Origin of the sequence: Serratia sp. P2ACOL2 (assembly GCF_003691565.1) — a bacterium.
Lineage (GTDB): Bacteria > Pseudomonadota > Gammaproteobacteria > Enterobacterales > Enterobacteriaceae > Serratia > Serratia liquefaciens.
Map to the genome: position 1 here is coordinate 4211181 of NZ_CP033162.1, position 23513 is coordinate 4234693.

Annotated in this window: 22 protein-coding genes; 3 read left to right on the forward strand and 19 right to left on the reverse strand. The window is 54.3% G+C overall.

The annotated features are described in order from the left end of the window. Positions 1-29: 29 nt before the first annotated feature. Positions 30-443, reverse strand: a complete 414-nt coding sequence (gene arfB, locus EBA31_RS20420) for an alternative ribosome rescue aminoacyl-tRNA hydrolase ArfB (RefSeq protein ID WP_046372783.1) — start codon at positions 441-443, stop codon at positions 30-32. 3 nt (positions 444-446) lie between these two features. Beyond that, on the reverse strand, positions 447-995 hold the full coding sequence (locus EBA31_RS20425; protein ID WP_020828338.1) for a YaeQ family protein: 549 nt from the start codon (positions 993-995) through the stop codon (positions 447-449). 204 nt (positions 996-1199) lie between these two features. Between EBA31_RS20425 and EBA31_RS20430 the strand changes: the two genes are divergently transcribed. Both EBA31_RS20430 and rof read left to right on the forward strand, forming a co-directional pair. Next, complete coding sequence (locus EBA31_RS20430; RefSeq protein ID WP_041415645.1) at positions 1200-1400, forward strand: YaeP family protein; 201 nt, start codon at positions 1200-1202, stop codon at positions 1398-1400. Continuing rightward, positions 1393-1650: a Rho-binding antiterminator gene (rof, locus tag EBA31_RS20435; protein ID WP_230090436.1), complete on the forward strand. Its 258-nt coding sequence runs from the start codon at positions 1393-1395 to the stop codon at positions 1648-1650. Before EBA31_RS20430 ends, rof begins: the two co-directional genes overlap by 8 nt. Before the next feature lie 68 nt (positions 1651-1718). Here rof and EBA31_RS20440 read toward each other — a convergent pair whose 3' ends face one another. From EBA31_RS20440 to EBA31_RS20475, 8 genes are all read right to left on the reverse strand, one after another. Continuing rightward, on the reverse strand, positions 1719-2036 hold the full coding sequence (locus EBA31_RS20440) for a cytochrome c (RefSeq protein ID WP_162838000.1): 318 nt from the start codon (positions 2034-2036) through the stop codon (positions 1719-1721). A gap of 17 nt (positions 2037-2053) precedes the next feature. Then, the gene (gene tilS, locus EBA31_RS20445) at positions 2054-3364 is read right to left on the reverse strand and encodes a tRNA lysidine(34) synthetase TilS (protein WP_122080069.1); all 1311 of its coding nucleotides are present in this window, start codon (positions 3362-3364) and stop codon (positions 2054-2056) included. Between the two features lie 56 nt (positions 3365-3420). Then, positions 3421-4869, reverse strand: a complete 1449-nt coding sequence (gene dtpD, locus EBA31_RS20450; protein WP_115058151.1) for a dipeptide permease DtpD — start codon at positions 4867-4869, stop codon at positions 3421-3423. A gap of 63 nt (positions 4870-4932) precedes the next feature. Then, on the reverse strand, positions 4933-7074 hold the full coding sequence (locus EBA31_RS20455; RefSeq protein ID WP_020828344.1) for a lysine decarboxylase CadA: 2142 nt from the start codon (positions 7072-7074) through the stop codon (positions 4933-4935). 88 nt (positions 7075-7162) lie between these two features. Further along, positions 7163-8512, reverse strand: coding sequence for a cadaverine/lysine antiporter (gene cadB / locus EBA31_RS20460; protein WP_020828345.1), 1350 nt, complete (start codon positions 8510-8512; stop codon positions 7163-7165). A 365-nt stretch (positions 8513-8877) separates the two neighbouring features. Beyond that, positions 8878-10434, reverse strand: coding sequence for a lysine decarboxylation/transport transcriptional activator CadC (gene cadC / locus EBA31_RS20465; protein ID WP_122080070.1), 1557 nt, complete (start codon positions 10432-10434; stop codon positions 8878-8880). An 89-nt stretch (positions 10435-10523) separates the two neighbouring features. Further along, a complete protein-coding gene (locus tag EBA31_RS20470; protein WP_020828347.1) occupies positions 10524-10913 on the reverse strand; it encodes a VOC family protein in 390 nt (129 codons plus the stop codon). Between the two features lie 123 nt (positions 10914-11036). Then, a complete protein-coding gene (locus EBA31_RS20475; protein WP_122080071.1) occupies positions 11037-11270 on the reverse strand; it encodes a glutaredoxin domain-containing protein in 234 nt (77 codons plus the stop codon). Between the two features lie 149 nt (positions 11271-11419). Here EBA31_RS20475 and EBA31_RS20480 point away from each other — a divergent pair, with 149 nt between their 5' ends. Continuing rightward, positions 11420-11965 (forward strand): MarR family winged helix-turn-helix transcriptional regulator, encoded by a 546-nt coding sequence (locus EBA31_RS20480; RefSeq protein WP_116691874.1) that lies wholly within the window; start codon positions 11420-11422, stop codon positions 11963-11965. On the opposite strand, the gene EBA31_RS20485 is transcribed toward EBA31_RS20480, so the two are convergent. The 9 genes from EBA31_RS20485 to skp form a co-directional block, all read right to left on the reverse strand. Then, complete coding sequence (locus tag EBA31_RS20485) at positions 11962-14106, reverse strand: lysine decarboxylase LdcC (RefSeq protein ID WP_122080072.1); 2145 nt, start codon at positions 14104-14106, stop codon at positions 11962-11964. The genes EBA31_RS20480 and EBA31_RS20485 overlap by 4 nt on opposite strands. Before the next feature lie 111 nt (positions 14107-14217). Next, positions 14218-15177: an acetyl-CoA carboxylase carboxyl transferase subunit alpha gene (accA, locus tag EBA31_RS20490; protein ID WP_122080073.1), complete on the reverse strand. Its 960-nt coding sequence runs from the start codon at positions 15175-15177 to the stop codon at positions 14218-14220. 12 nt (positions 15178-15189) lie between these two features. Further along, on the reverse strand, positions 15190-18678 hold the full coding sequence (gene dnaE / locus EBA31_RS20495; protein WP_020828352.1) for a DNA polymerase III subunit alpha: 3489 nt from the start codon (positions 18676-18678) through the stop codon (positions 15190-15192). 86 nt (positions 18679-18764) lie between these two features. After that, positions 18765-19358, reverse strand: coding sequence for a ribonuclease HII (gene rnhB / locus EBA31_RS20500; protein ID WP_020828353.1), 594 nt, complete (start codon positions 19356-19358; stop codon positions 18765-18767). Beyond that, positions 19355-20503 (reverse strand): lipid-A-disaccharide synthase, encoded by a 1149-nt coding sequence (lpxB, locus tag EBA31_RS20505; protein WP_122080074.1) that lies wholly within the window; start codon positions 20501-20503, stop codon positions 19355-19357. The genes rnhB and lpxB overlap by 4 nt, the downstream gene beginning before the upstream one ends. A 3-nt stretch (positions 20504-20506) precedes the next feature. Next, positions 20507-21295 (reverse strand): acyl-ACP--UDP-N-acetylglucosamine O-acyltransferase, encoded by a 789-nt coding sequence (lpxA, locus tag EBA31_RS20510; RefSeq protein ID WP_020828355.1) that lies wholly within the window; start codon positions 21293-21295, stop codon positions 20507-20509. Between the two features lie 3 nt (positions 21296-21298). Continuing rightward, on the reverse strand, positions 21299-21754 hold the full coding sequence (fabZ, locus tag EBA31_RS20515; protein ID WP_017893789.1) for a 3-hydroxyacyl-ACP dehydratase FabZ: 456 nt from the start codon (positions 21752-21754) through the stop codon (positions 21299-21301). A 160-nt stretch (positions 21755-21914) separates the two neighbouring features. Then, positions 21915-22937, reverse strand: coding sequence for a UDP-3-O-(3-hydroxymyristoyl)glucosamine N-acyltransferase (gene lpxD, locus EBA31_RS20520; protein ID WP_122080075.1), 1023 nt, complete (start codon positions 22935-22937; stop codon positions 21915-21917). A gap of 4 nt (positions 22938-22941) precedes the next feature. Next, on the reverse strand, positions 22942-23439 hold the full coding sequence (skp, locus tag EBA31_RS20525; protein WP_020828357.1) for a molecular chaperone Skp: 498 nt from the start codon (positions 23437-23439) through the stop codon (positions 22942-22944). Positions 23440-23513 lie beyond the last annotated feature (74 nt).

Sequence of the window (23513 nt, forward strand, 5' to 3'; positions counted from 1 at the left end):
AGCTATTCTCCTACTGTGTCCATGTATCCTTAAGTGCGGATTTTGCCGCGCAGCGCTTTCGTTGCGCCTTTACGTACTTTGCCTTCCAGCCGACGTAATTTAGCCCCTTTCGTGGGCTTGGTCGCTCTGCGCGCTTTTTCCACCACCATCGCCTGCTGAATCAGCGCCACCAATCTGGCCAACGCCGCCTCACGGTTTAATTCCTGGCTGCGATATTCCTGCGCTTTAATAATCACCACCCCATCGGCGGTAATTAAATGATTATTCAGGGCCAGCAGCCTTTCCTTATAATACTCTGGCAGGCTGGATGCCCGGATGTCAAAGCGCAAATGGATGGCCGTTGAGGCTTTGTTCACGTGCTGGCCACCCGCACCCTGCGCACGGATCGCCGTCAATTCCAGCTCGTTATCCGGTATGGCAACGCTTCTCGACAGTTCCAGCACCGATCACACCTGCGCCTGTTGCCATTCGGCAAACTGGATTTCCAGACTATTCTGAGCGTCAGAAAGCCAGATAGTTCCCTCTTGCAGCGTGGCCTGCAGCGTCATATTACGGCTGGCCAAGGCCGCCAGCTTGCTTAATTGTTCATCATCCAGGAAACGGATGCTTAGGTTTTTGTGGTTTGCCACTTTGCTCTGCATCGATTGCCACCATACGTGGCCAGCACGTTCCCCGTAGGCGTAAAGCACCACTCGCGGAGACTGATTACAGGCTTTCTTGATGCGCTTCTCATCAGGCAGACCCATTTCGATCCACATTTCCAGCCCGTTATGGTCATTACGCTGCCAGATTTCCGGTTCATCTTCAGCACTCAGGCCTTTGGTGAATACCAGGCGCTCGTCGGCGTGGCAAATCCAGGCCAGCAGGCGCAGCATCATGCGCTGTTCGGTTTCGGAAGGGTGTTGGGCCAAGGTAAGCGTGGCGTCGTGGTAGAAATGACGATCCATATCAGCGATATTGACCGTGGCTTTATAAATGGTAGCTTTCAGCGCCATGGGTGACCTCATAATTATCAGGCGACAGTGTACTTGATTTGGCCCAACCGCTGCCAGGCAAAGCGCAGTGCGAAAGCCGCGCGCAGGTGCTAATAACTCCAGAATAGCTGTGCTATAGTCGTCTAGGATAGAGTCAAGCTCCGAGAGCCTGCGCCTCATCGCTAAAGGGTTTCGATGACGCAGAGGTTCTTAAGGGAGGAAACTGTGCAACAATACTGTGAGTTAGTACGCCGTTTTTACGCCGAGATCGGCAGTGGTGATCGCGGCTACGTGCCTGATGCGTTAGCATGTGTATTAAAGGCATTGGACGAAGTTGCTGCGGATAACGCGCTACCGTCCTCCGTTAGGGAACAGGCGGCTTTTGCTGCCGCTAACTTATTGGTGAGCGACTATGTTGATGAATGATGAGTACCAATCCATCAATTGCGATGACTATGAAAGCCTGGAACTCGCCTGTCAGCATAACTACATACTGAAGCTGGAGTTACGCGACGGAGATAAACTCGAAGGCAAAGCCACCGAGCTGAAATTTACCAAGGGCGTTGAGTATCTGATTATCGATCAGGCCGGCAATGCTCTCAGCTTGCGTCTGGATCACATCCTCAGTTTCAGTCATCCGGAAATCGGTACCGTGGTCGTCAGCCTGTCTGACTGATTTTTCGGTAACGCCATCCCAACAGGGCAGCCCAACGGCTGCCCTCGTCATTTAGAGCTTCAGGCTGGTTAGGGTTTAAGGCTGGCATAGTAAGCTGCCAGATCGGCAATATCGTCATCGGACAGCGCTGAAACATAGGCTTTCATCACCTCTGCCTGGCCACCGTTACGTTCGCCTTTCTTATACGCCTGCAATGCATGCTCCAGATACATGGCGTTTTGCCCAGCCAGATTAGGATACATTGGCACCGAGACCTTCCCTTCAGCGCCGTGGCATGCCATGCAACTGGCGGATTTATCCTTACCTGCCGCCGCATCCCCCGCCGCCATGGCCGGCAAACTGCACAAACCAACCAACACCGCTATTGCGCTCACAAATTTCATCATTGCTCCTTACGCTCTTATTATTTTTTACGCCACTGCAGCCGCAGGGGTTGCTGCCCCTCGGCGGGTTGTCCGGCCTCGCTGACAAAAACGCCCAGCGCAGCGATAAGTTGGTCATCATAATAGATCAAAGGAGTACGCTCACGCTGCCACGGTGGAATACCCAACTCTTGCCACAGTTTTTTGATCGACCGGGAATGCGTGCGCCCCAGGATGCGGAGCTTGCCCTGAGCGCTAAAGCGAACACTCACTTTTTGCAGTGGCTGCGGAGCGCGCAGGACAATATCGCCTTCCCCACTCACCAGCTCCCCCAATCCATCCGGCAACATCAGCGGCTCTGTCAACGACCACTCCAGGCAGGTTTGACGCAGATCGGCCATCAATGGCAACAGGTATAGGCGCCGACGGAAACGGCGGATCTGATATTGTCCCAGCTGTAGCTGAGGTTCGGCATCTTCACGGCTGAGCGCCACTTCGTCCCACAGACGCTGCAACTGTTCGCGTGAGGGCATGCTTGCGCCACGTGCTGCGATCCAACGGCGTAACAAAGCAAAACGTCGGGCCGGCGAGCATCCCAACAAACCGTCAATCGCCAGCGCATTTTCTTCATCGAGCAACGAGTGCAACTGCTCTGCCAGTAGCTCATCCAACAGTTGCTCTTGCTCGGCACACAGGGTGGCGCTACGCGCCGTCGCGGCGGCAAAATGCGGCCAGCGCTGATTCAACAGTGGCAATACCTGCAGGCGCAGAAAATTGCGATCGAAGCGCGAGTCCTGGTTACTGTCGTCTTCAATCCAACTGAGCTGATGCTGCTGGGCATAGGCTTCCAACTGCTGCCGGGAACTGCCCAGCAATGGACGTAACAAGCCGTTATTTCCCAATGAGGTTTGCGCAGCCATTGCCGACAGGCCCGCCGGGCCGCTGCCGCGCTTTAACGCTAAAAGAAAGGTTTCACATTGATCGTCAAGGTGTTGCGCGGTGAGCAAGGTTTCATCCGCGGCCAGCGTGGCAGCAAAAGCGGAATAGCGCGCCGCCCGGGCCGCGGCTTCGATGCCGTCCTGACGGCCGTCGACCTGCACATATTGCACCACCAATGGCAGTTGCCAGGCGGCACATTGTTGGCGACAGTGTTCTACCCACCGATCGGCAAAAGAACTCAGGCCGTGGTGCACGTGCACCGCGCGTAGCTGCAACTCCGGCAGCTGTTGACGCAACTGCACCAGTAAGTGCAGCAGTACGCTGGAATCCAGCCCGCCGCTGAATGCCACCAGCAAGTGCCGGCGCGCTCCCAGCTGACGGGCAAGCTGTCCAGATAATTGATTGCTATTCATTGATTAGGCTTAATAACGTCCAGATAGCTGCACGTTACCCCCCGCAATACCATCAATCAAGCATTAACCGCACGCAGGTGGCGGCCGGCCAGCAACCACCACATGGCCAACACCGCAATCACTGCGGCAGTACAACCCAATGCCCACCAGCCGATTTGCGAGAACAGGTGCGCGTAGGCCTGTGCGGTCGCTCCGGTTGCCGGATCTTCCGCTGTTTGCCCCGCGATAATGCCCGCCAGATAATTTGCAATCGAGCCGGTAGTCAGCATATAGATCCCCGTCAGTACCCCGGTAGCGCCTGGGATATTCAACCGGGTGATTTGCGCCATGGCGACCGGGTCGATGAACAATTCGGCCAGCCCCATCACGGAAAGCCCGGCGATCATCAGGAACATCGATCCCTGACCGTAGCGGGCATTCAGCGCCATCAGGGTGAAACCGACGCCTATCAGCAGCAAGCCGAAGGCGAATTTCCCCCAAATGCGCAGCGTACGGCTACCGCTGCCGTTGCCTCGTACAAGCCAGGCCAGCATCACACCGCCAAACATCACGGCAAAGGCATTCACTGACTGGAATAAAGCCGTCGGCACCGTCCAGGAAAACCATTGGCGATCGACATAGTGATCGATAAACAGGCTGATGGAGCTACCGCCCTGCTGAGCGAAAGCCCAAAACAAAGTACCCAGCAGCATCAGCATAACGATCTGCCACAATCCACGGCGTTGCTCTCTCGTAGCCCGGATCATAATCCGCGCCACCATTACCACCGCAGCAGCACACACCAGCATCAGTAATTGTCCCGCCAGACCGTAAATAAACAGCGAGGTAAAGAACAAGGGGGCCAACAACAGCATGGCGCTTAGCCACACCCAGTTCGGTACCTTCAGGGTGTTGGCGCACATCTGCGCACGATCCACCCCGCGTGTGTGGGTGAAATGACGGCTGCCAAACAGGAAGATGGCCAGCCCTGCCAGCATGCCGATCCCCGCCAGCGCAAAACCGACGTGCCAGCCATAGCGCTCTGCCGCCAGCCCACAAGCGATGGGTGCCAGAATCGACCCCACGTTGCCAGCGGCATACAGCAGTGAAAAGCCCCCTTCACGGCGCGAGTCTTGCGGTTGGTATAACTCGCCCAGCAGGCAGCTGATATTGGATTTGAACAGGCCGTAGCCGCAGATGATGATCGCCAGGGCCAGATAGAGTGAATGTGTCGAGACGGCGCTCAGACCGAGGACAATGTGGCCCAGCGTCATCAGTACCGCCCCGGCGATTACCGCAACGCGGTTGCCCAGCAGGCGATCGGCAAGCAGGCCGCCAAGGATCGGCGTGACGTAAACCAGAGAGGCATAGGCGCTATAAAGGCTGATAGCGCGGCTATCGGAATAACCAAGTTGATGAGTAAGATAGAGAATAAGTAATGCACGCATGCCGTAAAAGCTGAAATATTCCCAAATTTGTATGGCTACGACATAGTAGATTGCGCGCGGCTGTGAGGGTGTTTTCATGGTTTTCTCCCATCAGTCGGTGAACGACAAAAGGGAGGCGTAAACGCCTCCCCGTTATTTCAGTTATTTATCGTTTTTCAACACCTTCACGGTGTAACGTCCATCCGCCTGACGGTAAGCGCCGTGGATATCAGTTTCGAAGCCCGGATAATGTGCGCCGATTTCGCACAGCATTTGCAGGAACTCCAGTACCGGACGGCTTTCCTCGGTGAGCATTTCACCTGGCATCACCAGTGGAACACCTGGAGGATATGGCAGGATCATGTTGGCATTCACCTTGCCGACCATGTCTTCCAAATAAACCTCTTCCACTTCACCGTGCAGCTCTTTCTGGAACGCATTGAACGGGTTCATGACCAGGGTTGGCAGCACTTCAAATGCGCGGTACATCAGATCCGGCAGGTTGTGCTCAACCACCAGGTTGTGAATGTTCTGCGCCAGATCCTGAATGCGCATGTTTTCATAAAACTCAGGCGCCTCTTTGTACAGTGACGGCAGCATGTTTTTCACCCGCAGGTTCAGGTCGAACGAACGTTTGAAATCAGTCAGGCCGCGCAGCAGGCTGAGGGCTTTGGTTTTGTCGATACCGATGCTGAACAGGAACAGCAGATTATATGGGCCGGTTTTCTCAACGATGATACCGTGCTCGTCCAGGTATTTAGCAACCAGGCTGGCCGGGATACCAAACTCCTGCATTTCACCCTCTTTACTCATCCCTGGGGTCAGGAGAGTGACTTTGATCGGGTCGAGATACATATGTTCATCGTCGATATTTTTGAAGCCGTGCCAGGCGTTGTCAGACTTCAGCGGCCAGCATTCAGCCTGATCGATGTGTTCTGGCTGCCAGACGTCAAAGAACCAACCTTCGGACTCAACGTTCAGCTGTTTGATTTCTTTACGGAACTTGATAGCACGTTCAATAGAGTCGTTAATCAAACGCTTACCGGCATTGCCTTTCATCATCGCCGCGGCAGTTTCGGTAGACGCCACGATACCGTAGTGCGGTGAAGTGGTGGTTTGCATCATGTAGGCTTCGTTGAAGGTTTCTTCGTTGATATCGCCTTTAACGTGGATCATCGAAGCCTGCGAGAACGCCGCCAGCAGTTTATGGGTGGATTGGGTTTCATAAATCACCTTCCCTTCCACACGGCCGCCGCTCATGCCGCATTTGCCTTTGTAGATCGGGTGGAAATTGGTGTAAGGCACCCAGGCGGAGTCAAAGTGAATAGATTTCACATCCAGCGCGTTCTTAATATGATCGGTGTTGTACAGCAGACCGTCATAGGTAGAGTTGGTGATTACCGCATGCACTGGCCAGGTCGCGTTTGGTGTTTCTTTAACACGTTTGGCGATGGTGTCACGGGCAAACTCACTCTGCGGGATACCACCGAGAATGCCGTAAGCATTACGGGTTGGGCGGAAGTAGATTGGCGTAATGTCGCTCATCATCATCAGATGGGTCAGCGATTTGTGGCAGTTACGGTCAATCAATACGGTGCTGCCGGCCGGTGCGGAGTACATGCCGACAATTTTGTTGGCGGTAGAAGTGCCGTTAGTCACCATATAGCTGCGTTCAGCGTTGAATACGCGAGCAATATACTCTTCAGCTTCTTTGTGCGGACCGGTGTGGTCCAGCAGTGAGCCCAGTTCGGAAACCGAAATAGAAATGTCGGACTTCATGGCGTTGGCGCCAAAGAAATCGTAGAACAGGCTACCGACCGGGCTTTTCTGGAAGGCGGTGCCCCCCATGTGGCCTGGAGTACAGAAGGTGTATTTGCCTTCACGCACATATTTGAACAGCGCTTTGGTCAGCGGTGGCAGGATGGTATCGATGTACTCATCGGTGTTTTGTTTGATCTTGGCAGCGATATCGGTAGCCGCACCCAACGCATATTCAAAGAAACGCACCTGCATGCGCAGATCGTTCAGGCTGACATCCAGGGTTGAATGCGTATTGGCAAATGCATACAGCGGCATATATTCATTCAACTGGCTGATTTCTTCACACAACTCGAGGTTGTATTTATCCCAGTCGAAAATCACCCCGCACAAGCGTGCATTATTCTCGATCAGCTTTAACAGGTCTTCGCGATCGTTAGGATAGACAACGCGGAAGTCCAGGCTTTCCAATGCTTTGTGCAGTTCGCGGATAGGCTCTTCTTTAAAGTAGACACCCATGTGGTTCATGATAGCTATAACGTTCATAATCATTTCTCCAGGTAAAGCGAGCCCCTTGCCATCACGAGTGACAATTACTGCAAGGGGCTAAATTAAGAAGTGGGTCAGTACGTGCTTAGTGCGCTTTGGCCGTCGTGTTGCCGTCGAGGGCTACACCGTTGGCTTTGGCGGTCTGACGGGTATTCATTTTGCGGGCGTAGAACATCAGGATGATCAGGCTGATGATGAAGGTACCGGACAGTTCGAACGAGTCGGCACCCATCAGTGCGATGAAGCAGAAGCCACAACCCAGCACCGAGGCAATCAGGCTCAGCAGGTTACGGATATTGACACCTTCGAAGCGGATCAGATCTACGCAGGAGTAGAAGTAAGGCAGCATGGTCAGCAGTACCGCGATACCGGTCAACATGCCGAACAGGTCGGAAGCTTTACCGCCGCCGGAGCTCATGGCCGTAATCAGCACCATCAGCGCAGTCATTTTGCAGCTTGCCAGCAGCAGGCCTTTTTTCGGCACGCCGTTTTTATCGACTTCACCATAAACTTTCGGGAAGTTACCGTCGTTGGCGGCACGTACCCCGGCTTGACCAACCAGCATCATCCAGGAACCAAGTGAAGTGAGGCAGGCAAAGGCGGTGAAGGCAGAAACCATTGGCGCAGCCCAGCCACCCATGATGGTAGAGGCGCTGATAGCGAACGGTGCACCGGAAGCAGCCATCTCAGACGCAGGATACATACCGCTGATGACCTGAGTTGCTGCAACGTAGATGATCCCAGCCAGCGCAGTCCCCAGCATGGTTGCCAGCGGTACGGTACGTTTCGGGTTTTTCACCATGCCGGTGCTTACTGCGGCAGATTCCACGCCGATAAACGCCCACAGGCACAGCAGGATACTTTTGATTACGGCATGGAAATCAGTGGTACCGGAGGTATTCCAGTTAGCCTGATAGGTTGCCGCGTCGAACCAATGCCAGCCTGCAGTCGCAGTCACAATCACCGGGATCAGCACCAATACCAGGCCCATAGTCGTCAAACGACTGACCCATGAACCGCCCAGCAGGTTAATAAAGGTAAACACCCAAACAATAGCAATACAGGCAATACCCGCCGGTACCGGATTATTCAGTGCAGGGAAGAAGGTAGAAAGATAAGAAACCGCGGTGATGCCGATGGCCAAATTACCGATCCAGTTCGCATGGTAATAAAGCACACCGGTTTGGAAACCAAACGCCGGGGAAATTTCACCCGCGTAGGCAATAGGACCGCCCTGTTGAGGATTTTTGGTGGCCAGGCGAGCATATACATAGGCCAGCGACATCGCACCAATAATGGATATTACCCATCCCCAAATAGCGATAGATCCGAGACTTGCCAGGTTCGCGGGTAATAATGCAATGCCGCTCCCCATCATATTACCGGCAACAACACCGGTGCAGGCAATAAGCCCGATTTTCTTGGATGAAGCCATGGTCAGTTTCTCCTGATTTTGATTTCTTATAAGTCCAGGTCGTTATGCAGTTTTGCTAATGACCGGACTTGATGGTCAGGATGCTAAAGAATGGCGTCAGTAAAGTCCTAAAGATAAAGTGATATTACGGTCATGATCATACAAATGATAACTTGAGGTTTTCCATTAACAAATAAAGAGCTAAACACAGCATCAAGAAAAGATAAATATCACTAAAAAACAGTAGGATAGATGTGTTATTTTTCATCTACAAACGTGAACAACAGAGAATAAATCACCAACCGATGTATTTATTTAATTTAACAAAATCAGCACAATAAATAACACCGCCACTCAAGATATTGAGTCAGCGGTGTTATCGAAGGTTATTCGCTTTGAGTATAGTTATTGAGATAGGGAACGACGGCGTTAATTGAGGTGTGAAAAACGGCATTACTTATCCAATGCAGCGTATTTTCTCCAGGACGAAGATTAAAGGCGGTGATATAGGAATCTGCCGCCAGGTGGTTATTGCCCTGCATTTCATAAACCTTACCCAGCAAAACATAATTCATCCAGGACATCTGCAATTCGATGCCTCTGTTGATTGCCTGGTGGGCCTCATCGGTATTCCCCTGCCCCAGCGCCTGTATTGTATGGATTTGCTGAATAATCGGGCTCTCTTTTAACGCCGGCAGCGTATTCAGACGGGTGATTTCTGCCTGCAATTGCGCCAATTGTACGCCGTCAAAGGGTTGATAAGAGTTCCGCAATAAATCGGCCAGCGCTTTTTCTGCAGAGAGATAAATAAAATTCGGCGTGATTTTTATCATATCCGCCAGCATATTACTCGCATGGGTCAGTGAGTCGTTATCACCCTGAATCAAGAGTTGGTGCGCCTGATAATACTGTTGCAAGGCCGGGCCGGAATTCGGCAAAAGCTGGGTCAGGCGCTGCTGCAACTGCGGCGGCCAGGGCTGCTTAAGAGCAGTAGACAGACTGCTGAGGAAATCTTCCTGAATTTTTAGCTGGTTGTCATCGGTCACAAAGTAACGCTTATCCAACATGATAGAACTGTCCGCGTTGTTCACCAGACGCACCGACAGGAAACACTGCTGAGCGCGATAATGGCGCTGATTGACGAACTCAATGGTCAGAGACTTACCTGAACTGCTGGGTCCGGTGTAGTTGTAGTTAGTCTGATCGTGCACCAGGAAGGTCGAGTAAGTATTCAGCGAGTCCGTCACCACTTCACTCAGGCCAACAACATAAGAGAGCTGCGGCGTCCAGTTGCTGCAACTGTTACCGCCCTGAATACGGATGTCAATATCACGTGGGTTCATCAGCACCGGCATGGTGGATTCCGGTATGCGCTGCGACAAGGTCGCGATGGCAACAAACACCACACAGGCGCTCAACGCAGCAAGAAATGCCAGCCATACCCAGAATGTTGATTGGCGATAAAAAGGGGTGGTTGAGGTGACCGACGGCGTTTTTGTCTTGGTTGGTTTGGGCGGCTCATAGGCTACCTCGTCTTCTTCGCTGCCGTCGCTGCCATCTTCCGGCTCATGCATGATCACCGCGACCTGCGGCACCGCAGGCGTTGCCACATCGTCCCCTTCACACCACATGACCGGTGCAGCCAGCTTATAGCCGCGTTTGGGTACGGTGATAATGTATTCCGGGCTATTGGTGTCGCCGTCTTTCAGGTATTTGCGCAGCTCGGAAATACTCTGGGTCACCACATGATTGGTGACGATGTTGCGTTTCCATACATTATCGATCAGCTCATCTCGGCTCAGCACCACATCCGGATGCCGGGCGAAATATTGCAGCATATCGATCAGGCGAGGCTCCAACGTCTGTTGGCGCCCGTCACGGCTTATTTTGTTGTCTGCGGGAGTAACTAACCATTCTCCAACGCGAAAAACAGGCTCTTGCATAGTGAACATAACTCAAAAGGGGCGTGCGGCAAGCGCGGGATGATAGCATATGCGGGTGCCGCCTGCGTCGCCCGGTCCCGATTAAGCATTCATAGCTCATATAATTCTAGAGGTAACCCATCCGGATCGCTGAAAAAAGTGAAACGTGACTGGGTGTAAGGATCGATACGCACCGGTTCGCAAACTACCCCAGCATTCTGCAAATGCTGGATGGCCTGCTCGATGTCGTCGACGCTGAACGCCAAATGACGCAAGCCGCAGGCTTCCGGGCGACTGACGCGGGCCGGCGGTGACGGGAAGGAAAACAGTTCGATGGTGTATTGACCGTTGAGCGCCAAATCCGCTTTCCATGAATCGCGCTCCGCACGGTAAAACTCGCCTAATAGGGTGAACCCCAGAATATCGCAGTAAAAATGCTTACTGGCTGCATAATCTGAGCCTATAACTGCGATGTGGTGTACCTGACGTAATGCCAACATTGTGATGCCTCATTGTCTGTCTGATGAGGCAAGGTATCCGGCAGCGGCGGTATCGTCAACGGCAAAAAGCCCCGCTGGATAAGACGGGGCTGTTATTGAGCTATCGGCAATGCAATAGGTCGATCAGGCTTTAAGATCCGCCAATGCCGCACCGTAGTTGATGTGCAGCACCTGCCCACCCACCACCAATGCAGGGACGCTCTGCACCCCGGCTTTTTCCGCATCGGCGATACGCGCCGGCGTTTCGCCCAGATGAACCACGTCCACCTGCACATCCTGGCTCAGCAGGCCCAACAACTGCTGCTCTGCGCTCACGCAAACCGGGCAACCGGCATGATAGAAAACGGCCTTAGTCATGATAATTCTCCTTGGTTCTGACTGTTGTGGGTGAACTGCGCACCCATTTAGTTTCGATTCGAAACCAATAGCACAATAAATCCTTCACCATGCCTTGTCAATATAGTTTTTAATCGATACTATTTTGCCACGCTAGCGAGGATCCCATGTTGACACTGTTTGATTTACTGGAACGACTGAATAGCCTGCAACGTAGCTGGCTGCGGAGTCATGAAGAGTTGGAAAGCCTGCCGCCGGTGCAGCTGAGCGCCTTGTATTACCTGGCACGCTGCAACCATTACTCCAATACGCCGATGGCGGTGGCGGAATATCTCGGCCTGACCAAGGGTACGGTGTCGCAATCGCTGAAAAAGTTGGAAAGTAACGGGATGATCGCCCGTACGGCAGACGAGAAGGACCGTCGCAGCGTCAGGTTAAAGCTGACCGACAAATCGCGCTCGTTGATGGATGCCCTATTCCCGCCGGCCTATTTACAGCAGGCGCAGGATGCCATGCAGCAGGACGGCGGACAGTTGCTGGAATTACTGACGCAGTTGCTGCGTCAGTTGCAAAAACAGGATGATAATGTGGCACTGTTCGGCGAATGTCATCAATGCCGCTATCACCAGCGGCATGACGGGCAGCCATTTTGCGGCCTGACGCAGGAACCGCTGCCGACAAGCAGCGTGAACCTGATCTGCCGTGAGTTTGCTTAAGGCTGCGGTGCTTTGAGTACTTTCACCAGATAACGCCCGTCTTCGGTCAGCTTCGCGCCGTGGATATCGGTTTCAAACCCCGGATAGCGCTCGCCGATAGAACACAACATCAGCAAGAAATCGAGCACTGCTCGGCTCTCTTCGGTGATCATCTCCCCCGGCATCACCAGCGGAACCCCTGGCGGATAAGGCAGGATCATGTTCGCCGCGACTTTGCCGACCAGTTGATCCAACTCGCAGGTTTCCACGTTGCCACGCACCTGCTGCTGGAACATTTGGTGTGGCGTCAGCTTCATTTCTGGCAACACATCAAAAGCCCGCTGCATCAAACCCGGCAGATCGTGCCGACAGATCAAGCTATGGATCCCGGCGGCCAGATCCTGAATACGCATATTACGGTAGAAATCCGGATCCTCGGCATACAGGTCCGGCAGCATGTTCTTCACTCGCAGATTGAGATCGTAAGCGCGTTTAAAGTCGGTCAGGCCACGCAGCAGGCTCATCGCCTTGGTTTTATCAATGCCGATACTGAACAGGAACAGCAGATTATAAGGGCCGGTTTTCTCCACCACGATACCGCGTTCGTCCAGGTATTTCGCTACCAGCGCTGCCGGTATGCCGCTCTCTTCCAGCGCGCCAAGCTCATTCATCCCCGGCGTCAGGATGGTGACCTTGATAGGATCGAGATACATGTGATCGCGGTCGGTATTGCCAAAGCCGTGCCAGTTGTCGTCCGGGTTTAGCGGCCAGCACTGCGCCTCGTCAATCTCTTCCGGCTGCCAGATATCGAAGAACCAGCTATCGCTTTCTTCCCGCAAACGCTGCACCTCACGACGGAAATGTAGCGCACGCTCCACCGAGCGGTTAATCAACCGTCGCCCCGGATTGCCACGCAGCATCGCCGCCGCGGTCTCCATCGACGCCACGATGCCGTAATTCGGCGAAGTGGTGGTGTGCATCATATAGGCCTCGTTAAAGGTACTTTCGTCATAGTCACCCTTAATGTGGATCATCGAGGCCTGTGAAAACGCCGCCAGCAGTTTATGAGTCGACTGGGTTTCGTAGATCACTTTACCGGGTATACGTTCACCGCTCATGCCGCTCTTGCCGTCGTAAATCGGATGGAAATTGGTATAGGGCACCCAGGCGGAATCAAAATGAATTGATGGGACGTCCAGCGTCTGCTTGATGTAGTCGGTGTTGTACAGCAGGCCATCGTAGGTCGAGTTAGTGATCACCGCATGGACTGGCCAACTGGCGTTGGCCGTGTCAGCCACCCGAGCGGCAATGCTGTCATGGGTGAATTCACGCTGTGGGATCCCGCCAAGAATCCCGTAGGCATTGCGCAGCGGGCGCAAATAAATCGGCACGATATCGCTCATCATCAGCAGATGGCACAGGGACTTATGGCAGTTGCGGTCGATCAATACCGTGCTGCCGGTCGGTGCCGAATACATGCCGACAATTTTATTGGCGGTAGAGGTGCCGTTGGTCACCAGATAACTTTGCTCGGCGTTAAAGGTGCGCGCAATATACTCTTCGGCCTCCAGGTGAGGGCCAGTGTGATCCAGCAGCGAGCCCAGCTCGGTGACCGAAATCGACACGTCGGCTTTCAGAGTATTGGCACCGAAAAAATCGTAAAACAGGCAACCGACCGGGCTCTTCTGAAAGGCGGTACCGGCCATATGGCCGGGAGTACAGAAGGTGTATTTCCCTTCATGCACGTAGTTGAACAGTGCCTTGGTCAGCGGCGGCGTAATAGTATCGATGTATTCGGCGGTATATTGCTGGATGCGCTGCGCAATATCATCTGCTGCATTCAGGCCGTACTCGAAGAAATACAGCACCATACGCATTTCATGCAGGCTAACGTCGAAGGTGGAATGCGTGTTGATAAACGCATACAGCGGCAGATACTCGTTGAGCTCGTTGATCTCGCTGCACAACTCCAGGCTGTAGTCGTCCCAGTCGAAAATCACGCCGCAAATGCGTGCGTTAGCTTCGATCAGCTTCAACAAATCGCCGCTGTTTTTGGGATACACCAGTTGGAAGTTCATCGCAGCCAGTGCGGTGTGAAGCTCGCGGATCGGCTCGTCTTTATAGTAAACGCCCGCTGGGCTCATGATCGCGATGATGTTCATCGGCTGCTCCTGTCAGTTAACCACCAAACCTCTATAACAACATGAAAATACTGCGGTGTGTAGACAAAAAAAAACCGCCCGAAGGCGGTTTCTTGCAACGCGTGACAGCACTCAGCAATAGCCGTAGTTCATCAGGCGCTGGTAGCGGCGGTTAAGCAGCTCTTCGGTGTTCAGGCCGTCGAGATCTTTCAGATCGGCCAGCAGCTGCGCTTTCAGCGCTTCCGCCATCGCCGGCACGTCGCGGTGAGCAGAGCCCAGCGGTTCCGGGATCACCGAGTCGATCAGCTTCAGCTCTTTCAGGCGCGGTGCGGTAATGCCCATGGCTTCTGCGGCAATCGGCGCTTTGTCGGCGCTTTTCCACAGAATGGAAGCACAACCCTCCGGTGAGATCACCGAATAGGTGCTGTACTGCAGCATGTTCACTTTGTCGCCCACGCCAATGGCCAATGCGCCACCGGAACCGCCTTCGCCAATCACCGTACAGATCACCGGAATTTTCAGGCGAGACATTTCACGCAGGTTATGGGCAATCGCTTCTGACTGGCCACGCTCTTCCGCGCCCACGCCCGGGTAGGCGCCTGGGGTGTCAATGAAAGTGATCAGCGGCATCTTGAAGCGAGAGGCCATTTCCATCAGGCGCAGCGCTTTGCGATAGCCTTCTGGTGCCGGCATGCCGAAGTTACGGCGGATTTTCTCTTTGGTCTCGCGGCCTTTCTGATGCCCGATGATCATCACCGGACGGCCATCCAGGCGCGCAATGCCACCGACAATCGCTTTGTCATCGGCATAGGTGCGATCACCCGCCAGCTCTTCGAAGTTGGTAAAGATGTGTTTGATATAATCCAGGGTATAAGGACGGCGCGGGTGGCGTGCCAATTGGGCAACTTGCCAGGCCCCAAGATCGGAAAAAATCTTGCGCGTCAGCTCAACGCTCTTTTCACGAAGGCGCTGAACCTCTTCGTCCAGATTAATATCTAATTTTTCGTCTTGACGGCTGACTGCAGTCAGCGAGTCAATTTTCGCTTCCAGCTCTGCAATCGGCTGTTCAAAATCAAGAAAATTCAGACTCATAGCATTCCTATTTTAGTCAAATTCCAGTTCCACCTGCTCATTACCTACCAAAGTCCGCAAATCTATCAATAAGCGGTCGGTGGGCGTCACGCGCCAGGTTGCGCCAAAACGCAGCTTGGCCCGCGCATCTTCCCGTTGATAGTAAAGATGCACTGGAATCGTCCCCGAGCGATGGGGTTCCAAAGACTGACGGAGACGGTTCAAAAGCTGGTCATCAATTTGCCTGTCCGTCAGCGAGATAGCAAGTCCGCGAGCGTATTTTTCACGGGCTTCACTGATATCCATTAGCTCACGGGCGGTCATTTTAAGCCCGCCGCTAAAGTCATCAAAGCTGACCTGTCCACTGGCGATCAGGATACGGTCTTTTTCCAATAAATGCTGGTATTTTTCTAACGCATCGGTGAATAACATCACCTCCAGACGGCCAGAGCGGTCATCCAGAGTACAGATCCCGATGCGGTTACCGCGCTTGGTGACCATAACCCGCGAGGCGATCACCAGCCCAACGGCGGTGGTCATTTTGCCCCGATCCGTCGGGTGCATATCTTTCAAACGCTGGCCACCGGCGTAGCGTTCGATCTCCTTCAGGTACTGGGTGATTGGGTGGCCGGTGAGGTACAACCCCAACGTTTCCCGTTCACCGTCCAGCACCACCTGCTCCTGCCAGCGGGGCACGTTGGCGTAGGATTGCTCCACTTGCTCCGGCGCTTCCGCCAGTACGCCAAACATGTCCACCTGGCCGATCGCTTCGGCTTTGGCATGCTGATCTGCCGCTTTTAACGCATCGGGCAAAGAGTTCATCAATGCGGCGCGGTGTGGCCCAAGGCGGTCGAACGCCCCGGACATGATCAGCTTTTCCAGAATGCGGCGGTTGATTTTTTTGATGTCGGAGCGTGCGCACAGATCGAACAGGTCTTTAAAGTAGCCCTGTTCACCGCTGTTGCGCGCTTCCAGAATGGCTTCAATCGGCCCTTCCCCGACGCCTTTGATGGCGCCGATACCGTAAACGATCTCGCCTTCATCGTTAACGTGGAAATGGTACTGGCCGCTGTTGATGTCCGGCGGCAGGATTTTCAGCCCCATACGCCAGCACTCATCCACCAGCCCCACCACCTTATCGGTGTTGTCCATATCGGCGGTCATTACCGCCGCCATAAACTCGGCCGGGTAGTGTGCCTTCAGCCACAGCGTCTGGTAGGACACCAACGCATAGGCGGCGGAGTGAGACTTGTTGAAGCCATAACCGGCGAATTTCTCCACCAGATCGAAGATTTTTACCGACAGTTCGCCGTCGATGCCGCGTGCTTTTGCCCCATCCTCGAAACCGCCACGCTGCTTGGCCATTTCAACCGGGTTCTTTTTACCCATCGCACGGCGCAGCATGTCCGCGCCGCCCAGCGAATACCCGGCCAGTACCTGGGCAATCTGCATAACCTGTTCTTGATACAGGATAATGCCGTAGGTCGGCTCCAGCACCGGCTTGAGCGACTCATGCTGCCACTGGATATCCGGGTAGGAAATTTCTTCGCGGCCGTGCTTACGGTCGATAAAGTTGTCTACCATGCCTGACTGCAGAGGACCAGGGCGGAACAGCGCCACTAGTGCGATCATGTCTTCGAAACAGTCGGGCTTCAGACGTTTGATCAAATCCTTCATACCGCGCGATTCAAGCTGGAAGACCGCGGTGGTCTCCGAACGCTGCAGCATGTCGAAGCTTTTTTTGTCTTCGAGCGGGATGGCGGCGATATCAATCGGCTCCAGCCCGGTTTTGGCGCGCCGGGCGTTAATCATTTCCAACGCCCAGTCGATGATGGTCAGGGTACGCAAGCCGAGGAAGTCGAACTTCACCAGCCCGGCGTATTCCACGTCGTTCTTGTCGAACTGGGTAACAGGATGCTGCCCCTCGGCGTCACAATACAACGGCGCGAAGTCGGTGATTTTGGTCGGCGCGATCACCACGCCCCCGGCGTGCTTACCGGCGTTACGCGTGACCCCTTCCAGCTTGCGCGCCATGTCGATCAGCGCTTTGACTTCCTCATCGGCCTCGTAAATTTCCGGCAGTTGAGGTTCCGCGGCAAAGGCTTTTTCCAGCGTCATGCCCGGATCGGGCGGCACCAGTTTGGAGATGCGGTCGACGAAGCCATAGGGGTGGCCCAGCACGCGACCCACGTCGCGGATAACCGCTTTCGCCGCCATGGTACCGAAGGTGATGATTTGCGATACCGCCTCACGGCCGTACATATCCGCCACGTGCTCAATCACCAGATCGCGTTTTTCCATGCAGAAATCGACGTCGAAGTCGGGCATCGAAACACGTTCCGGGTTAAGGAAGCGTTCAAACAGCAGGTCAAATTCCAGCGGGTCAAGATCGGTGATTTTCAGTGCATAGGCTACTAAAGAACCGGCACCGGAACCACGCCCCGGGCCAACCGGCACATTGTTATCCTTCGACCACTGGATGAACTCCATCACGATCAGGAAGTAGCCCGGGAAGCCCATCTGGTTGATCACGTTCAGTTCAATATCCAGACGTTCATCGTATTCAGGGCGGCGTTGAGCGCGCACCTCTGGGTCTGGGAACAGGAACTCCAGGCGATCTTCTAGCCCTTCCTTCGACTTGAGGATCAGGAAGTCCTCGGTGCTCATATCACCGGTCGGGAACTGCGGCAGGAAGTACTCGCCGAGACGAATAGTCACGTTACAACGCTTGGCGATCTCTACGCTGTTGAGCAACGCTTCCGGGATGTCGGCAAACAGCTCACACATCTCGTCTTCGTTACGCATGTATTGCTGCGCCGTATAGTTACGTGGGCGCTTGGGATCGTCCAGCGTGAAGCCGTCATGAATGGCGACGCGGATTTCGTGGGCGTCAAAGTCATCCTCGACCAGAAAGCGCACGTCGTTAGTGGCCACCACCGGCAATCCGCGTTCAGTGGCCAGCGCCACTGCGGCGTGCAGATAGTTTTCTTCGTCCGGCCGACCGGTACGGATCAGTTCGAGGTAATAGCTGTCAGGGAAGTATTGCTGATAGAACTCCAGGCACTGCTCCACCTGCGGCTGGTTGCCGCGCAGCAGAAACTTGCCGACGTCCCCCTGGCGCGCGCCAGAGAGCAAAATCAGCCCTTCACGGTGCTCAATCAACCAGTCCCGATCAATAGTCGGACCGGCGGCACCGTAACCACGCTGATAAGCGCGGGAAATCAGCAACGTCAGGTTTTGGTAACCTTCATTATTGGCGGCCAGCACGGTGAGCTGCGCCAGCTCATCGCCCAGCACTTCGCTTTGCACATGAAAATCCGCGCCGATGATCGGTTTGATCCCGGCGCCGTGCGCGCTGCCATAAAACTTCACCAGACCACACAGGTTGGTAAAGTCGGTAATTGCCAAAGCAGGCATGGCTAACGCGGCGGCTCTCTTCACCAACGGCCCAATCTTGGCCAATCCATCTATCATGGAGTAGTCGCTATGAACGCGCAGGTGAATAAAACGAGGTTCGGCCATATCCAGATACCTGAATCTAGGGGCTCAGCGGACTGAACCCGGGTTAACGCTATCGCTTGTCTGGCCCGGATAACCGGGCCTGCAGATTACAGCCCCAGCGCCCTTCTTACCGGGGCAAAACTGCGGCGGTGATGCTCGGTCGCACCCAGAGCGGCCAGCCGCTCCAGATGGAAGGCGGTCGGGTAGCCCTTATGCTGCGCAAAACCGTAATCGGGGAACACAAGATCCAACTCGGCCATTTCGCGGTCACGCGTTACCTTAGCCAGAATGGATGCCGCGCTGATTTCCGCCACGCGACTGTCTCCCTTCACGACCGCCTGCGAACGCATCGGCAATTTAGGGCAGCGATTACCGTCGATCAATACCATGTCCGGCGCGATATGCAAACCGGCCACAGCACGCTGCATCGCCAGCATAGTGGCATGCAGAATGTTCAGTTGGTCGATTTCTTCTGGCTCAGCGCGGCCCAGGCTCCAGGACAGCGCTTTCTCGACGATCTCGTCATACAGCGCCAGGCGGCGCTTCTCACTGAGCTTCTTCGAGTCCGCCAGGCCAACGATCGGCCGTGCGGGATCGAGGATCACCGCAGCGGTAACCACTGCGCCAACCAAAGGGCCACGGCCCACTTCGTCCACGCCTGCAATTAGCGTGGCGACAGGATAGATGAAGGGTTCAATCATGCTTTTGCCAGCTCCAACACAGCCTGAGCGGCCTGTTCATCGGCACCGCAACGGATGCTTTGGTGCAAGGTCAGGAAAGTCTGTTTCAGTTCGTCAGTTTGCGGGCCGTCTTCCAGCAGCGGCATTACCGCCGCCGCCAGCTTGTCCGGCACGCAGTCATGCTGCAGCAGTTCGGTGACGATTTCACGGCCTGCCAACAGGTTAGGCAGCGAAACATATGGCGTCTTCACTAGCCGCTGCGCCATCCAGAAGGTGAACGGTTTCATACGGTAACCCACCACCATCGGACATTTGGCCAGCATGCACTCCAGTGCGGCGGTACCTGAAGCCAGTAATGCCGCGTCGCTGGCAACCATCGCCTCACGCCCTTGGCCGTTCAGCAGATGGACCCGCAGCTCTGGCGCCACTTCAGCTTTGATCCGCTCGAACTGTTCGCGTCGTTTGGCGTTAACCAGCGGCACCACCAGCTCAAGGTCGGGATAACGGGTACGCAGCAACTGCGCCGTTTTCAGGAAATCGGCGCTCAGCATCTCAACTTCAGCGCTTCGGCTGCCCGGCAACAGGGCCAGACAACGCGCATCGGGTGCGATGCCCAACGTAGCGCGCGCAGCCAATTTGTCCGCCTGCAGCGGCATGGCATCAGCCATGGTGTGGCCGATAAACCGGCAGGGAACGTTAAAACGATCGTAAAACGCTTTTTCGAAAGGGAGAAACGCCAGCACCAGATCGGTGGCTTTGCCAATTTTGAAAACGCGCTTTTGACGCCAGGCCCAGACGGACGGGCTGACATAATGAATGGTGCGAATGCCGCGTTGTTTCAGACGACCTTCCAGAGTGATATTGAAGTCCGGCGCGTCGATACCCACAAACACGTCCGGCTTCAGATCGCTGAACCGGCGGGTAAGATCCTTACGGATCTTTAACAGGCGTGGCAGGCGCTCAAGCACCTCGACCACGCCCATTACCGCCAGCTCTTCCATTTCGTACCAAGTTTCACAGCCTTCAGCCTGCATCAGCGGGCCGGCGACGCCAACAAAACGCGCGTCGGGGACTTGCGCCTTAAGCGCACGGATCAAACCGGCGCCAAGAATATCACCGGAGGTTTCTCCGGCGACCAATCCGATAGTCAATGGGCGATTTTGCATAGGTCAGCGAATGATACCGCGGGTTGAGCGGCCAAAGAAATCCAGGAACTGCTGCACCACCGGCTGCTCTTTTGCCAGGGTTTCGATTTCTGTTTTCGCTTCATCCAGCGTTTTCTCGCTGCGATAAAGGATCTTGTAGGCGTTACGGATTGCCTGCATTTGATCTTTATCGAAACCACGACGCTTCAGGCCCACGGCGTTAACGCCGAATGGCGTGGCGTGGTTACCCTGCGCGATGACAAAAGGAGGCACGTCTTGGGCAACACCGGAACAACCGCCCACCATCACGTGGGTGCCGATGATGCAGAACTGGTGGATAGCCGTCATGCCGCCAATAATGGCATGGTCGTCAATTTCCACATGCCCGGCAAGCGTAGCATTGTTCGCCAAGATACAGGAATTACCCACCACACAGTCGTGCGCAACGTGCACGTTAACCATCAGCAGGTTGTCATTACCTACCTTGGTCAACCCTGTGCCCTGCGCTGTGCCGCGATGAATGGTCACGCTTTCGCGAATGCGATTGCGATCGCCAATCTCGACGCGCGTAGGTTCGCCCGCGTATTTCAGATCCTGATTCACTTCACCGATAGAGGCAAATTGATAGATCTGGTTGTCGCGACCGATTTTGGTCAGGCCATTCACCACAATGTGGGACTTCAGTACCGTGCCTTCGCCGATTTCCACCTGGGAGCCGACGTAACAGAAGGGACCGATGTGCGCGCCAGCGCCGATAACGGCACCTTCTTCAATAATCGCGCTAGGATGGATAAAGGCGGTTTTGTCGATCACGGATTAAGCCTCCCGGCTGCGCGCACACATCATGGTTGCTTCGCAGACAATTTTGCCGTCAACGGTTGCCACGCCTTTAAAGCGCGTCAGACCACGACGTGTTTTCTCAAAGGTGACTTCCATGATCATCTGATCACCAGGCACGACTGGGCGTTTGAAGCGGGCTTCATCGATACCGGCGAAGTAATACAGCTCGCCCGGTTCCAGTTTGCCGACGCTTTTAAACGCCAAAATACCGGTGGCCTGCGCCATGGCTTCCAGAATCAATACGCCTGGAAAAATCGGCTTACCAGGGAAGTGTCCCTGGAAAAACGGCTCATTTACAGATACGTTCTTCACCGCACGCAGGAATTTGTGCTCCTCAAACTCGAGGACGCGATCAACCAGCAAGAACGGGTAACGGTGAGGAAGCAACTCTAAAATTTCTGCAATATCCAGAGTATGAGTGTCAGTAGTCAAAATACTCTTCCTGTCTCTAAAAACTGATGGCATCAACAACACGGCCTGCGCTGACCCCAAAAGGAGATCATCATGCAGGCCGCAAATTAACAACTCTTTGCGCTTTTGGTCTCATGACCAACGCGTTTCGTTTTGTACCCAGTCAGGCGGGCGGTAGTGATTAGTCTTTTCCGACTTTTCGTTCGACAGCTTTTAAGCGCTTGCTAATCTCATCGATATTCATCACCAACGCAGCGGTTTTACGCCAAACTTTGTTGGGTTGTAACGGAATGCCCGAAGAGTATACCCCAGGTTCGGTGATTGGTCGCATAACCATTCCCATTCCGGTGACAACAACCTTGTCGGCGATCTCCATGTGACCATTGATCACGCTGGCTCCACCGATCTGGCAGTAGCGGCCGATTTTCAGGCTGCCCGCCATGATAACACCGCCGGCAACGGCAGTATTGTCGCCAATCACAACGTTATGTGCAATCTGGCATTGGTTGTCGATGATAACACCATTCCCGATCTGGGTGTTATCCAACGCGCCGCGGTCAATGGTGGTGCAAGCGCCGATTTCGACGCGATCGCCGATAATCACCGTGCCCAACTGAGGAATTTTAATCCAGTTGCCGCGTTCGTTGGCATAGCCGAAACCGTCAGCACCAATCACGGTGCCCGATTGGATCAGACATTGCTGACCGATCTCGACTTCATGATAAATCGTTACGTTAGCCCACAGACGCGTTCCCGCGCCAATGCGTGCACGTTTGCCGATAAAACAGCCCGGGCCGATAACCACGTTATCGCCAAGGACTGCGCCGGACTCGATCACCGCATTTGCTCCGATAGCCACGTTCTTCCCCAAGGTGGCTTCAGGGGAAATAACCGCGCTAGGGGCGATATCCTGGGCCGGAGAGGGAGTGGTGTCCATCAGTTGCGCCATGCGCGCGTAGGTCAGGTAAGGGTTTTTAACCACCAGCGCCGCAGAACGGCAGTGTGGTAAATCCGCCTCGGTAAGCACGACTGCGCTTGCCTGGCAGGCAGCCAGCTGCTCTTGATAGCGGCTGTTTGACAAAAACGTGATTTGGCCAGCCTGTGCCGAATGCATAGAAGCAATGCCGGTGATGACGAGATCGCCATCACCGTGCAATTGTGCATCCAACTGCTGCGCTAAATCAGCCAGTCGAATAGAAGGCATGTTGTTATTTAACCTGTTTCAGCACGTCAGCAGTAATGTCTTTAGAAGAACCTGCGTAGGCAACGGCGTTAGCATCGATCACTACGTCATAGCCTTCTTTGCTGGCAACAGATTTCACAGCGTCCTGAATACGGCTCAGGATTTTGTTACGCTCTTCCATCTGGCGACGACGGTTGTCCTGCTCAAAAGCCTGGGCTTTCTGAGAGAACTGCTCGCGCTGTGCCATCACGTCTTTTTCAAGCTTGCTGCGATCGCTGGCTTTCATGGTAGCGCCATCACGCTGCAGACGTTGCATTTTGGTCTGAAGGCTACGCTCCATGTTCTGAAGCTCACCCGCACGGCCTTTAAACTCGTTTTCCAGCTGTTTAGCTACGGTTTCACGAGCCGGCAACTGTTGGAAAATGCTGGAGACGTTAACTACAGCGATCTTATCTGCTGCCTGAACGCCAGCTGAAGCAGCCATTGCTAAACCGAGGCCTGCGGCACACAACCACTTTTTCACTATAAACTCCTTACCATCACCCATTTGTGCCATATGACACTTGAAGTACACAATCTGCCAGACTTATCCCGCAA

What these genes read in the sequence shown, in the direction of transcription:
- EBA31_RS20440 (WP_162838000.1), bottom strand. Translation starts at nt 2,036, where the DNA reads ATGATGAAATTTGTGAGCGCAATAGCGGTGTTGGTTGGTTTGTGCAGT.
- dtpD (WP_115058151.1), bottom strand. Translation starts at nt 4,869, where the DNA reads ATGAAAACACCCTCACAGCCGCGCGCAATCTACTATGTCGTAGCCATA.
- EBA31_RS20485 (WP_122080072.1), bottom strand. Translation starts at nt 14,106, where the DNA reads ATGAACATCATCGCGATCATGAGCCCAGCGGGCGTTTACTATAAAGAC.
- EBA31_RS20425 (WP_020828338.1), bottom strand. Translation starts at nt 995, where the DNA reads ATGGCGCTGAAAGCTACCATTTATAAAGCCACGGTCAATATCGCTGAT.
- EBA31_RS20455 (WP_020828344.1), bottom strand. Translation starts at nt 7,074, where the DNA reads ATGAACGTTATAGCTATCATGAACCACATGGGTGTCTACTTTAAAGAA.
- accA (WP_122080073.1), bottom strand. Translation starts at nt 15,177, where the DNA reads ATGAGTCTGAATTTTCTTGATTTTGAACAGCCGATTGCAGAGCTGGAA.
- lpxD (WP_122080075.1), bottom strand. Translation starts at nt 22,937, where the DNA reads ATGCCTTCTATTCGACTGGCTGATTTAGCGCAGCAGTTGGATGCACAA.
- cadC (WP_122080070.1), bottom strand. Translation starts at nt 10,434, where the DNA reads ATGCAAGAGCCTGTTTTTCGCGTTGGAGAATGGTTAGTTACTCCCGCA.
- EBA31_RS20470 (WP_020828347.1), bottom strand. Translation starts at nt 10,913, where the DNA reads ATGTTGGCATTACGTCAGGTACACCACATCGCAGTTATAGGCTCAGAT.
- EBA31_RS20475 (WP_122080071.1), bottom strand. Translation starts at nt 11,270, where the DNA reads ATGACTAAGGCCGTTTTCTATCATGCCGGTTGCCCGGTTTGCGTGAGC.
- rnhB (WP_020828353.1), bottom strand. Translation starts at nt 19,358, where the DNA reads ATGATTGAACCCTTCATCTATCCTGTCGCCACGCTAATTGCAGGCGTG.
- rof (WP_230090436.1), top strand. Translation starts at nt 1,393, where the DNA reads ATGAATGATGAGTACCAATCCATCAATTGCGATGACTATGAAAGCCTG.
- dnaE (WP_020828352.1), bottom strand. Translation starts at nt 18,678, where the DNA reads ATGGCCGAACCTCGTTTTATTCACCTGCGCGTTCATAGCGACTACTCC.
- cadB (WP_020828345.1), bottom strand. Translation starts at nt 8,512, where the DNA reads ATGGCTTCATCCAAGAAAATCGGGCTTATTGCCTGCACCGGTGTTGTT.
- tilS (WP_122080069.1), bottom strand. Translation starts at nt 3,364, where the DNA reads ATGAATAGCAATCAATTATCTGGACAGCTTGCCCGTCAGCTGGGAGCG.
- lpxB (WP_122080074.1), bottom strand. Translation starts at nt 20,503, where the DNA reads ATGCAAAATCGCCCATTGACTATCGGATTGGTCGCCGGAGAAACCTCC.